The sequence below is a fragment of the Bacillus sp. SJZ110 genome (assembly GCF_006715455.1).
Taxonomy (GTDB): Bacteria; Bacillota; Bacilli; order Bacillales; family Bacillaceae; genus Bacillus; species Bacillus subtilis.
Genome location: NZ_VFNF01000001.1, coordinates 144,928 through 157,002, shown reverse-complemented (window position 1 = coordinate 157,002; position 12,075 = coordinate 144,928). Strand labels below are relative to the sequence as shown.

The 12,075-nt window shown below is 48.0% G+C and carries 11 protein-coding genes; 6 read left to right on the top strand and 5 right to left on the bottom strand.

From position 1 onward, the window contains the following. Positions 1-382: 382 nt before the first annotated feature. The 5 genes from uraH to pucR form a co-directional block, all read right to left on the bottom strand. On the bottom strand, positions 383-727 hold the full coding sequence (gene uraH / locus FB592_RS00785; protein WP_101501435.1) for a hydroxyisourate hydrolase: 345 nt from the start codon (positions 725-727) through the stop codon (positions 383-385). Then, positions 727-2,211: a factor-independent urate hydroxylase gene (gene pucL, locus FB592_RS00780; protein WP_101501434.1), complete on the bottom strand. Its 1,485-nt coding sequence runs from the start codon at positions 2,209-2,211 to the stop codon at positions 727-729. Before pucL ends, uraH begins: the two co-directional genes overlap by 1 nt. A 12-nt stretch (positions 2,212-2,223) precedes the next feature. After that, positions 2,224-3,516 (bottom strand): uric acid permease PucK, encoded by a 1,293-nt coding sequence (gene pucK, locus FB592_RS00775; RefSeq protein WP_038829790.1) that lies wholly within the window; start codon positions 3,514-3,516, stop codon positions 2,224-2,226. Between the two features lie 5 nt (positions 3,517-3,521). Beyond that, on the bottom strand, positions 3,522-4,871 hold the full coding sequence (gene pucJ / locus FB592_RS00770; RefSeq protein ID WP_038829792.1) for a uric acid permease PucJ: 1,350 nt from the start codon (positions 4,869-4,871) through the stop codon (positions 3,522-3,524). A gap of 144 nt (positions 4,872-5,015) precedes the next feature. Next, a complete protein-coding gene (gene pucR, locus FB592_RS00765) occupies positions 5,016-6,611 on the bottom strand; it encodes a purine catabolism transcriptional regulator PucR (RefSeq protein ID WP_141949163.1) in 1,596 nt (531 codons plus the stop codon). A gap of 174 nt (positions 6,612-6,785) precedes the next feature. Here pucR and FB592_RS00760 point away from each other — a divergent pair, with 174 nt between their 5' ends. The 6 genes from FB592_RS00760 (at position 6,786) to FB592_RS00735 (ending at position 12,073) form a co-directional block, all read left to right on the top strand. Next, positions 6,786-8,126, top strand: a complete 1,341-nt coding sequence (locus tag FB592_RS00760; RefSeq protein WP_072173656.1) for an allantoinase — start codon at positions 6,786-6,788, stop codon at positions 8,124-8,126. Positions 8,127-8,222: 96 nt separating this feature from the next. Beyond that, the gene (locus FB592_RS00755) at positions 8,223-8,570 is read left to right on the top strand and encodes a YunG family protein (RefSeq protein WP_128740703.1); all 348 of its coding nucleotides are present in this window, start codon (positions 8,223-8,225) and stop codon (positions 8,568-8,570) included. A gap of 37 nt (positions 8,571-8,607) precedes the next feature. Further along, positions 8,608-9,456: a DUF72 domain-containing protein gene (locus FB592_RS00750; protein ID WP_141949358.1), complete on the top strand. Its 849-nt coding sequence runs from the start codon at positions 8,608-8,610 to the stop codon at positions 9,454-9,456. A 17-nt stretch (positions 9,457-9,473) separates the two neighbouring features. Continuing rightward, a complete protein-coding gene (locus FB592_RS00745; protein ID WP_024572475.1) occupies positions 9,474-10,295 on the top strand; it encodes a sulfite exporter TauE/SafE family protein in 822 nt (273 codons plus the stop codon). 19 nt (positions 10,296-10,314) lie between these two features. Beyond that, a complete protein-coding gene (locus FB592_RS00740) occupies positions 10,315-11,703 on the top strand; it encodes a bifunctional metallophosphatase/5'-nucleotidase (protein WP_128422388.1) in 1,389 nt (462 codons plus the stop codon). A 64-nt stretch (positions 11,704-11,767) separates the two neighbouring features. Then, positions 11,768-12,073 carry a YunC family protein gene (locus FB592_RS00735; protein ID WP_019712942.1) on the top strand — a complete coding sequence of 102 codons (306 nt, stop codon included), beginning with the start codon at positions 11,768-11,770 and terminating at the stop codon, positions 12,071-12,073. Positions 12,074-12,075: the final 2 nt, after the last annotated feature.

The following is a 12,075-nucleotide window of genomic DNA, read 5'->3' as shown; positions in this document are numbered from 1 at the left end:
ACGATCATTTTCGACATAGATTTAAGTCTAAAAAAGAAAAAATGAATATTTTGTCTAAAGGTGTAAGAGAGAACGCATTATCAAAACTATTAAAACCGCAGCAATTGTTTTCAGAGTAATTTTTCGAGAAAAAACGCGGTCTGTTTATAGGATTGGAAAAGGGAGCTCGGCTTCTAAGAGCTGACTTATTAGTTTGAAACCCCGATTTATAAATGAAAGGACTACAGGATATTTTTCTCGTAGGCAATTATCCTGAAAAATATTGGTGAATGTTTATTCTAGCTGTTGTTTCACTAAGTGTGGGATCACTGCAAGTACTGTCCTAGGATTAAAAGTTTATTGAAGTGCAAATAGAAGCCCGCCTTACCGGCGGGCTTTCTTCTTAACTCCCCCTATACACCTGATAACCAAACGGCGACAGCAAGAGCGGGATATGATAATGTGCATCTGGATCTGCAAGCTGAAAACGGACGGTGACGATGGTTAAAAACGGCTGGTCGATCGTATTCACGTTTTTATTCGCAAAATAGTCTCCTGCATAAAATTCCATCACATACTCTCCGGAAACCAGCTCTTCACCAGCCAGCAGAGGGACATTGGCTCTGCCGTCATTGTTAGTGTAAACCTCTTTCAAAATACTTTCGCCCAGCCGCTTCACTTCAATTTTTACGTTCGCCGCTGGTTTGCCGCTGGTTAAATCTAAAATATGGGTTGTCAGTTTTCCCATCAGGCTTTCAGGCTCCGACATTTTTCAGCGGCTTTCTGTTTTTCTTTCTCGGCGTCTTCTCTTGTCACGGTAAAATGTTGGAAACCGTATGGCGGGCGCGGTTCGGTGTAGACTTTTCCTTGTGAGCCCGGGATTTCTTCGACAACCGTATCCCACGTGTGATTTTGAGATTGGAAGCTGACATCAGTGAGCTGCGGGAACCTCGCTAATATTCTGCAGCCGATATGATAGATTAAGTTTTGGATTGAAGGGGTTTCGAGCTCGTGAAAAACGGTGCTCGCTAAGTCGCGGACTTGTTCAGCCGCAACGTAGCGGGATGGATCAAAAGCGTATGCGTCATTGGTATTTTCATATTGCCAGCTGATGTTTAAATAGACAAACAGCGGGCGGTTGCCGTCTTCCGGGAGAGTCGTATATTCGTCCCGGATGAAGCCGACGAAGGAGTTGCCGCTCACCTTGACGAGCTGAAGATCCATGATTTCGCTGTATTGCTCTGTAATCGTTATGGTATTCCCGCTTCGTTCTGCTTTCAGCACAGAGCGGCTTCGTTCATTACGCGATCTTCTGAAGACGAGGCGGCTTGTGCTAAGCTCTTTCTCCTCGTATGCAGGCATTGCTTCAAACGGAATGTCTTCGCCAGTCAGAGTGATCTTGTCCATATGAGAATAGGTATCTAAAAATCGGTGAGCTACATAGTGTAGGAACCCCTCGGTTGTCGTTCCTTCATAGGATGCGAGATGGCGCTGGATAAAGTTTTTCATTGAATCCGTTGCCACGACGAGAGTATTGTCTCCGTCTGTAAATGATGGCAGGAAGGCTTCTCCGCCAATTTCGCATGTCACATCAACGCCGACAACGGTATTGCTTCTCCCGGCAAAAGATGATTCTGGGATTTGCTTCACTCCAGTGAGCGGTTTTAAAAACGTTCGGTATGCAAATACATTTCCTTTGCCATAAGACATAGTTCTTTTCATTTGCGTCTCTCCTTTTTCAGTGATGATGTCAGCCAGACGAAAGCGGGCGATTCGGTAAATTTCTATAAGGGCCTGCTGGAACTCCGTTTCTCGTTCGCTCTCAAGCCTTGCCAGAAGGGCTTGGTGAATGTCCTGTTTCGTCTTTCCCTTCACCGCTAAAATAAAAGGAAAGCCGAAGCGATCATAATAGTGTTCATTCAGTTTGAGAAACTCCTCGTATTCCTGCTGTTCTAATTTGCTGAGCCCCGCGTTCTGCTGCTCTCGTACCGAGTCATTGCTCATTGTTTTCTTTGTTCCGAGCCGGGGATGCTTTTTGATTAAATCAAGCTGTGTCTCGCGATCCGCGGCTTTTACAATGCCAGTCATTTTGCGGTGAAGATCAGAAAGCGACGAAAACGGCCGTAGTGCTGCGGATCTCTCCGCAATCCATGAAGAGTGTTCAAAAATAGAGCCAAGTGTGTCTGTCAGTGTTTGTGTGTCCATTTGGTTCAGGTCATCCATTGTGAACATTGGCATCTTCCTTTACGTTTTTATGTCTGCGCCATTCGACTGTTTGGTTTGAAAAAAAGCGTGCAGTGCAATGGCCGTCAAACTGCCGATCACAATTCCGCTTCCTGCCAAGACAGAGGCCGCGCCCGGAAGAGATGAAAACAACGCGGGAACTGTTGTAGCGCCAAGCCCTAAGCTGACGGAAGAGGCGATAATCAGCAGGTTGCCTTGCGAATCAAGGTCAACGCTGGATAGCATTTTGATCCCGTAAGAAATGACCATACCGAACATGACGATCATTGCGCCGCCGAGAACTGGGGTGGGGATCACTGTTGTCAGGGCCGCTGCTTTTGGAACCAGGCCGATCGCGACCAGTATGATTCCTGTGATGGCGATGACGTTGACACTTTTCATCTTTGAAAGCTGAACGATGCCGACATTCTGCGAGAAAGCTGTATAAGGAAACGCGTTAAATAAGCCGCCCAGCAAAATCGCAAGGCCTTCTGCCCGGTAGCCCTTTTCCAGATCCTTCTCCGACAGCCTGCGGTTTGTGATATCAGCGAGGGCAAAATAAACGCCTGTCGATTCAACGAGGCTGACAATCGCAACGAGAAGCATCGTGACAACAGCCGGCAGCTCAAAGGTTGGCGGTCCGAAATAAAACAGAGACGGAACATGAAGCCAAGACGCTTCCAAGGCCTCAGAAAAATCGACCTTTCCCATCAAATATGCAGCCGCTGTTCCTGCGATAAGACCGAGTAAAATCGCTATGGAGCGGATAAAGCCTTTAAAGAAATAAAATAGCAATAAGATAAAAGCTGTGACGCCAAACCCGAGGAGCACGTTGTCGAGTGAGCCGAATTCTTTGCTTCCTTCACCTCCGGCCAGGTTATTCATTGCCGTTGGAATCAGGCTGATGCCGATGATCATGACGACTGATCCGGTTACGACAGGCGGAAAAAAACGGACAAGCTTCCCGAAGAAGCCCGCGGCTAAGACGACAATCAGTCCTGCGGCGATAATGGCACCATATATCGCTGGGACACCGTAAGTGCTGCCGATGGAAATCATCGGGCCGACTGCGGTAAACGTACATCCGAGCACAACGGGAAGGCCGATGCCGAAATATCGGTTTCTCCAGAGCTGCAAAAGAGTTGCCGCCCCGCACATAAACAAATCAATCGCGATTAAATACGTCAGCTGCCCCGCATTCAGCCCGATCGCCGCTCCGACGATCAGCGGAACGAGAATGGCTCCCGCATACATGGCAAGCATGTGCTGAAGCCCCAGCATCATCAGCTGTAAGGCATTGTGTTGTTCCTTCATCTTTTTTACACCTCTTTTTCTAATACGAGTGTACGTTCTAATACCGGAAGTTCTGTTTGCTGTGCTGTTAATTCTTTTTTGTCGCGCAAGCTGAAAAATAGATTCAAAAAGATGGCGGTCAGGCTGCCAGTGATGGTGCCGTCACTGACCAGAATCCGGATCGGAGCGGGGAATTCAGCAAAAATCCCGGGGACCGTGCTGGCGCCGATGCCGAGTGCGATTGAGCATGCGATGGTCAGGAGGTGGTATTGATTTTTGAGATCCGCTGTGCTCAGCATTTTGACGCCAGAGGCAATCACCATGCCGAACATGACGAGGGTCGCGCCGCCAAGTACAGCAGCAGGAACGGCAGATGCAAGGGCGGCAATCTTCGGAATCAGCCCGAGACAGACAAGGATACAGCCTGCGGTAACGACGATGTTTCTTGTTTTCACTTTGGTCAGCTGCAATAAGCCGGCGTTTTGCGCAAAGGTATTATAAGGAAAGGCATTGAACAGCCCGCCGATGAGAATGGCGATTCCTTCCGCTCGATAGCCTTTGACGAGATCTTTTTCAGTTAAAGGTCTGCCGCATATCTTTCCGATTGCGTAAAAAACGCCGGTTGATTCCACAATAATGACGATTCCGACGATCAGCATCGTTAAGATCGGACCGATTTCAAACGTGGGGGCTCCGAAGTAAAAAGGCTTCGGGATTTGGAAGAACGGTGCTTCTGTAACAGAAGAAAAGCTGACTTTGCCCATGATCGCTGCTGCCGCTGTTCCGGCGGCGATGCCGATCAGAACGGACAGTGTTCGGGCAAATCCTTTGAGAAAGCGGTTGAGGACTAAGATCAGAACAAGGACACCGACAGAGAGAAGAAGGTTTTCGAGCGAACCGTATTCGGGGTTGGCGCTGCCGTTTATTTTTTCGCCGCCAGCCATATTTTTCACACCTGTCGGAACAAGTGAAAGGCCGATCAAGGTCACAACGGTACCTGTTACGACAGGAGGAAATAACACAGTCAGCTTGCCGAAAAAACGCGCAAACAAAAAGATGAACACACCGGCCGCGATGATGGAACCGTAAATCGCGTGAATGCCGTAATTGCTGCCGATTGCAATCATCGGGGTGACGGCCACAAATGAACTGCCAAGCATGACGGGAAGCCCGATGCCGATGTATGCTCCGCGCAAGGTTTGCAAAAGCGTCGCGACGCCGCACGTTAACAGGTCAATCGCCAATAGGTAGGACAGCTGTTCAGTTGTTACATTCAGCGCCCTGCCGACAAGCAGGGGCACCAAAATCGCACCTGCATACATGGCGAGCACATGCTGCAGGCCAAGCGTAAACACCTTAAACGATCTTTTTTTCACTATAGTCCCTCCCTGTATGTGAACTTTAGTAACATGATATCGTGCCGGCCGAGGGGTGTCATTGGATACAGTAGCTGAAAAAGACAGGTGTGATTGCTGAAAGTGACGAAAAATGATTCATTTTGTAGGAAAATGTGACAAACGTTAGCTGATCAGCCGTTGCATACGTAAGGCAAGCCGCAAACGCATCGTTGTTTCAGGATCTTTTAAGCTTTTACCCAGAAGCTCTTCGCATTTTTCAAGGCGGTATATGACCGTATTGCGATGAACGTACAGACGCTTTGCCGTCTCTGAAATTTGGCAGTGTGTCTCTAAATAGACGGAAAGCGTATGAAGCAGGCTTTGATCCTCCTGCTGTTTTTCAGCGAGGCTCTGAAGCGTGGAGTTGTAAAATTTCTTCAAATCCTCAACTGGGAGCAAGCGCAGAAGCTCAGGCACATCTTTGGCGTGATACACCTGGATAAATGCGGTGCTTCTTGACAAATGCCCCGATTGCAGAGCATCAGAAGCTTCTGTGAAAGCGTCGGGAACATCAATGAGCTTTTGGCAGATATTGCTGATGCCAAAGGACACGGTTCGTTTAAATTGAGCGCTGACCTGTGTTTGAAACTGTTCTAAAAAGCTGATCACCGAGGCGTGCATTTCACTCCAGCTGTCTGTCGCCTCGATTAAAATAATGCCGACATTTCCTTTCATAAAGAAGTGAGGCGGAAACGGGAAGGCTGATAGTTCACCTTCAAGAAATTCGAATACGCTGTCGGAAGCGAGCTGATTTTCTGTAAAGCTGATTGATTCGTCATTGCGATCGAGTTTGCCGGCAATGCACATGTATTTTTGATCCCAGCGCAGCTTGAATTCTTTCGCCCGGTTTTTGATTTCGTCATCTGAAGAAAAGGACCGTTCAATAAAATTGTTGAAAAACTCATTGCGAGCCCGCCGGCTGAACTGCTTCAGCGCATTTTCCTTCAGCAGTTCAAAGGAAATGACGTTGGCCGCTTGTTCAATCGTGAGGATCAATCCTTTATCGCCGGCCTGGACCATGTCCGGTATCAGCAGGTATCCGCAGTTTTTTTCGTAATTATAAATAGGCAGGACAGAATATGTTTTCTGATCTGAGATTGTAGAGAAACAAGTGAAAAATGGCCCGGATACGGTATTCAGGGTGCCTTTCAGCTTTTCGGTCTCAACTGAAATCTGATGAGACGCAGACAGCATTTTGGCATGCTGGTCAAGCAGCAGCACGGGAAGCTGAAGGAGGTCTGACACCTTTTTGAGGAGGGATTGCAGCCCCTTGCCGCTCATAATGTGGTTTGTGAATTTTTTGTGCGCGTAAATGGCTTGCTGCAACTCGTTAGAACGCATATCGAGAATGTGGCTGAGTGTGGCATTTACAATATCGCCGAGGCGGATGTGTTCTGGAAGTTCAATGATCGGAAACGCATATGAATCGGCCAGTTCGATGATTTCCTTCGGGATATCTTCCAGATAGCGCTTTGTTTTAATGCCGAGGCCCGCGCAGCCGCGTTTTGCCATTTGCCGAATCAGTTCAGATAATTGATGCGGGTGATCCTTCAGGTGATAGGCGGTGGTGACGAGCAATTCATTCTTATGCAAAAAGTCTGCGATATCCGGAGCGTCCATCATATTGACATGCTGAACCTCTCTTTCCCCTCCTGCTTTTCCAGCGATTAAATTGGCGTTTTCAAAAGCCGGTATTTTCATCACATCAAAAATATTCATAGCGCATTCTCCTTTTCTATAAAAACATTGGTTAAGGTGAATAATTTTCAATAGGAATTCTAGCGGTTTTGCTGATGTAATACGATCATAGTAGCAGTAAACTGTTGAAAATAGAACTGGTTGTGTTACATAAACTGACATGAAAAATCGTCATCCTGACATGGGGGGATCAATATGGCTTACGATATGGTGATAAAAGGTGCGAAGGCAGTTACGCCAGATGGCGTTATAGAAGCTGAGATTGCAGTTCAAAACGGTGTCATTGCCGAGATAGGTTCTGACATTGAAGCAAGCGGGACGGAAATCATCCAGGCAGACGGGAAATACGTGTTTCCTGGTGTGATAGACTGCCATGTTCATTTTAATGAACCGGGCAGGGAGGATTGGGAGGGGTTTGAAACAGGTTCTCAAATGATGGCCGCAGGCGGCTGCACCACCTATTTTGATATGCCGCTCAACTGTATTCCATCAACCGTGACGGCAGAGCATCTTCTCGCAAAAGCTGAGCTAGGCAGGCAAAAATCTGCCGTGGATTTTGCGCTATGGGGCGGCCTTGTGCCAGGCCATATCGAGGACATCCGTCCGATGGCTGAAGCGGGAGCGATCGGGTTTAAAGCGTTTTTATCAAAGTCAGGCACTGATGAGTTCCGCTCTGTTGATGAACGGACATTGCTCAAAGGCATGGCAGAAATCGCGGCTGCAGGAAAAATCCTCGCTCTCCACGCGGAAAGCGACGCGATCACAAGCTACTTGCAGATGGTTTTGGCCAATAAAGGAAAGGTGGATGCGGATGCGTACGCCGCCTCCCGCCCGGAGGAAGCAGAAGTTGAAGCGGTGTATCGCACGATTCAGTATGCGAAGGTGACAGGCTGTCCGGTTCATTTTGTCCATATCAGCACGGCGAAAGCGGTCCGGCTGATCAGAGAGGCGAAACAGGAAGGTCTTGATGTTTCGGTTGAAACATGCCCGCATTATGTCTTGTTCAGCCATGACGATTTACGGCAAAGGGGCTCTGTCGCAAAATGCGCGCCTCCGCTCCGGTTACGGCAATCAAAAGAGACGCTGATCGAGACGCTCATTGCCGGGGACATTGACATGGTTTCCTCAGACCATTCCCCCTGCCGTCCATCCTTGAAACGGGAGGATAACATGTTTTTATCATGGGGCGGAATCAGCGGCGGGCAGTTCACTTTATTAGGAATGCTGGAACTGGCGCTTGAGCATCAGATTCCGTTTGAAACCATCGCAGAATGGACAGCGGCGGCCCCTGCAAAACGATTCGGCCTTCAGAAAAAAGGGCGGCTTGAGGCGGGGTGTGATGCAGATTTCGTGCTCGTCAGCATGGAGCCGTACACTGTTACAAGAGAATCGATGTTTGCTAAGCATAAAAAAAGCATTTACGAAGGACATACATTTCCCTGCAGCATTTCGGCCACTTACAGCAAAGGCCGGTGCGTGTACAATGATGGGGAAAAAGTCACTGAAATTGACGGAGCTCTGGTCGTTCCTTCGTAAGCCCGGCGGATTTTACCGCCGGGTTTTTTGATTTCCTCCGTTCTAGTTTTTAAAATCTCATCAACGTGGTATCTTTTTTTAAAGGAGGCGGAGGCAATGGAGCATGTCAAATACATACTTAAGCAATCCTGGTCGCGCCATTCGAGCTCTAAATGGACGGAAGAATGCCCGTCATGCGGCCAATGCGGCGTGACGGCATTGGTGATTCAAGACCATTTCGGCGGCACGATTTTCAAAACAAAAGTCGGTGAGAGCTGGCATTTTTACAACAGCATCAATGGTGTGATGTTCGATTTTACGAGTGAGCAGTTTCAGGCGCCTATTGATTATCAGCATATTCCTTCCTCAAGAGAAGAGGCGTTTTTAGATACGAATGAGGAACAATATCAGCATCTTCGCTCTGCATTTTCCCGCCATATGAACAGCATTTCCGAGGAAACCTGAAAACACGTGTGATAAACTGGAAGAGAGGTGAATGAGTGTGATTTATATCGGACTGACGGGGTGGGGGGATCATGACAGCATCTATCCGCCGAAAACGGCCAGCCAGAAAAAATTGCAGGCCTATTCCTCCCATTTTCCGATCGTGGAATTAGACGCGAGTTTTTACGCGATTCAGCCGGCGCGCAATAATGAAAAGTGGGTGAAGGAAACGCCCGAAACCTTCCAATTTATCGTGAAAGCATATCAGGGCATGACAGGGCATCAGCGCGGCGAAATTCCCTTTGACTCAAAAGAGGAGATGTTTGATGCGTTTAAGGTGTCTTTAACGCCATATTTACATAGCAATAAGCTCGCCATGGTGCTGTTTCAATTTCCGCCGTGGTTTGACTGCAAGAAGGAGAATGTCACCTATTTGAGATGGTGCAAGCACCAAATGGGAGATATCCCTTGTGCGCTTGAATTCAGAAACCGTTCCTGGTTCTCGCCGCCATTTTATGAGCAGACGCTTTCATTTATGAAAGCGGAAGGCTGGATTCACAGTGTCTGTGATGAACCACAAATCGGAGAAGGCAGCGTTCCGACTGTGCTGCGCGCGACCGATGAAAACAAAACGCTCGTCAGATTTCACGGACGCAACAAGCAGGGCTGGATGAAGCCTGATGGCGGGAAAAACTGGCGGGAGGTCAGGTACTTATACCGCTACAACCAACAGGAGCTGGAGGATTGGAAAAAGCACCTGAATGAATTGCAGCAGCAATGTAAGGATGTTTTTGTTCTGTTCAACAACAATTCCGGCGGTGACGCCGCGGATAACGGCAAGCAGATGCTTGAACTGCTTGATATCGAGTACAGCGGACTTGCTCCGAGACAGCTCGATTTATTTTAGAAAAGAGGTTTTTACTGATGTCGTTTGTGATTTTGGTCGTCCTGGGATTAATCGCAGGTACGGTAGGAAGTCTGATCGGGCTTGGCGGCGGAATTGTCATTGTGCCGTCTCTGATGTTTTTAAGCACAGTGACGGAGCTGTTTCAGGATGTGACGCCGCAGGTTGCGATTGGAACTTCGCTTTTGGTCATTATTTTTACGGGTCTTTCTTCAACTTTGGCTTATATTAAATATAAAACCGTTGATTATAAGAGCGGGCTCATTTTCTTTATCGGTTCAGGTCCCGGCAGCATGATCGGGGCTTACGTGTCAAAGCTGTTCAATTCAAACTCGTTTTCCGTTTGGTTTGGCATTTTTATGATTCTGATTTCATTATCCTTAATGCTGAAAGCGAAAGCCCGGCCAATCAACAAAGCGCACAAAGGAATTATCCGGACATTTCAGGATGATGCCGGTGAGCCTTATACGTACTCATATCAGGCCCCTGTCGGTATTGCCATTGCCTTTGTTGTCGGTTTTTTAGGCGGACTTTTCGGTATAGGCGGCGGATCACTGATGGTTCCGGCGATGATGCTGTTATTTCTGTTTCCGCCGAAGGTTGCGGTGGCAACGTCCATGTTTATTATTTTCCTGTCTTCTATGACAGGGTCTGTTTCACATATGATTTCCGGGCACGTCAATTGGCTGTACGCCCTCGCGCTTGTGCCCGGCGCTTGGTTCGGCGGAAAGCTTGGCGCCGCCATCAACAGAAAAATGCAGACGAAAACGATCGTTATGATCATGCGGATCGTATTGATTTTGATCGGCTGCCAGCTCATTTATGAAGGCATTTTCAGCTGAACGATTAGGGAGAGATATTATGAAGGAGAAGCTCCGCTTATATCATACAAATGATTTGCACAGCCATTTTGAAAATTGGCCGAAAATTGTAGATTATATCGAGCAGAAAAGAAAAGAGCATCAGTCAGACGGCGAAGAGACGCTCGTTTTTGATCTTGGCGATCATCTTGATCGTTTTCAATTCGTGACAGAGGCGACATTCGGAAAAGCGAATGTCGATCTCTTAAACCGCCTTCACATTGATGGAGCGGCGATCGGCAATAACGAAGGGATTACGCTTCCGCATGAAGAGCTTGCTGCCTTATATGATCATGCTGAATTTCCTGTCATCGTCTCTAACCTGTTTGATAAAAACGGAAACCGTCCGTCCTGGGCGGTGCCTTACCATATCAAATCATTGAAAAACGGTATGTCCATTGCTTTCTTAGGTGTAACTGTGCCGTATTATCCTGTATATGACAAGCTGGGATGGACAGTAACGGATGCTCTTGAAAGCATAAAGGAAACCATTCTGGATGTGAAAGGGCAGGCTGATATTATCGTTCTGCTGTCACATTTAGGCATTCTTGATGATCAAGCAGTGGCTGAAGCGGTGCCTGAGATTGATGTAATCCTCGAATCACATACCCATCATTTGCTCGAAGATGGACAAGTGGTGAATGGGGTACTGCTGGCCAGCGCCGAGAAATACGGCCATTATGTCGGCTGTGTAGAAATCACGGTGGACAGCGTACAGCGAAGCATCATCAGCAAAACGGCTTCTGTGCAGAACATGGCGGAATGGACAGGAGAATCCGCAGAAACAAAAGCGTTTCTCAATGAAAAAGAACGTGAAGCCGAGGAGAAGCTGTCCGATGCCGTTGCAGAGCTTGCACAAGATGCTGAGGTGAAGTGGTTTGAAGAATCAGAGCTGCCTTTGCTTTTGGCATACGCCTTAAAGGAATGGTGCGAGACGGACATCAGTATGGTCAATTCAGGTGTCATTCTCGGTCCGCTAAAAGCAGGCCCTGTGACGAAACTGGACCTGCACCGCATCTGTCCGCATCCGATCAACCCGGTGGCTGTCCGCCTGACGGGAGAAGAATTGAAGGAAACCATTGTCCATGCCGCTTCCGAACAAATGGAGCAGCTCCGGATCAAAGGACTTGGCTTCCGCGGAGAAGTGATGGGGAAAATGGTGTATGCCGGCGTGGAGGTAGAAACGAAACGGCTCGATGACGGGATCACCCACGTCACCCGGATCACACTGAACGGGGAAGATATTAAAAAACATAAACAATACTCCGTTGCGGTGCTTGATATGTTTACGCTCGGCAAACTGTTTCCGTTGATTCGCGACGCTGCAGAAAAAGAATATTTTATGCCGGAATTTTTGCGGGATCTGCTTGCTTGGAAGCTTGCGCAATAAGGCAGTCAGCCCACAACAAGCTGTGCCCTTCATCATAAAGTGATGAATGAAGGGAGTGGTTGACGTGGTAAACCTGACACCGATCATGATAGAAGGACAGCCTTTTACAGCTGTGACAGTAAAGCTTCCCAAAACGAATTTTATGGCCGTCGCCAATGATCACGGATATATTATGTGCGGTGCGCTGGATGTGGCGCTGCTGAATGAAAAATTAAAGGAGCGCGGCATTGTGGCGGGACGCGCAGTTGGTGTCCGCACCATTGACCAGCTGTTAGACGCACCTTTAGAATCCGTCACGTACGCTGCGGAAGATCTTGGCATCAAAGTCGGCATGAGCGGCAGAGAAGCGCTTTTAAAAATGGTGAAATAAAA

What these genes read in the sequence shown, in the direction of transcription:
- pucR (WP_141949163.1), bottom strand. Translation starts at nt 6,611, where the DNA reads ATGAATATTTTTGATGTGATGAAAATACCGGCTTTTGAAAACGCCAAT.
- FB592_RS00760 (WP_072173656.1), top strand. Translation starts at nt 6,786, where the DNA reads ATGGCTTACGATATGGTGATAAAAGGTGCGAAGGCAGTTACGCCAGAT.
- uraH (WP_101501435.1), bottom strand. Translation starts at nt 727, where the DNA reads ATGGGAAAACTGACAACCCATATTTTAGATTTAACCAGCGGCAAACCA.
- pucL (WP_101501434.1), bottom strand. Translation starts at nt 2,211, where the DNA reads ATGTTCACAATGGATGACCTGAACCAAATGGACACACAAACACTGACA.
- FB592_RS00740 (WP_128422388.1), top strand. Translation starts at nt 10,315, where the DNA reads ATGAAGGAGAAGCTCCGCTTATATCATACAAATGATTTGCACAGCCAT.
- FB592_RS00745 (WP_024572475.1), top strand. Translation starts at nt 9,474, where the DNA reads ATGTCGTTTGTGATTTTGGTCGTCCTGGGATTAATCGCAGGTACGGTA.
- pucK (WP_038829790.1), bottom strand. Translation starts at nt 3,516, where the DNA reads ATGAAGGAACAACACAATGCCTTACAGCTGATGATGCTGGGGCTTCAG.
- FB592_RS00755 (WP_128740703.1), top strand. Translation starts at nt 8,223, where the DNA reads ATGGAGCATGTCAAATACATACTTAAGCAATCCTGGTCGCGCCATTCG.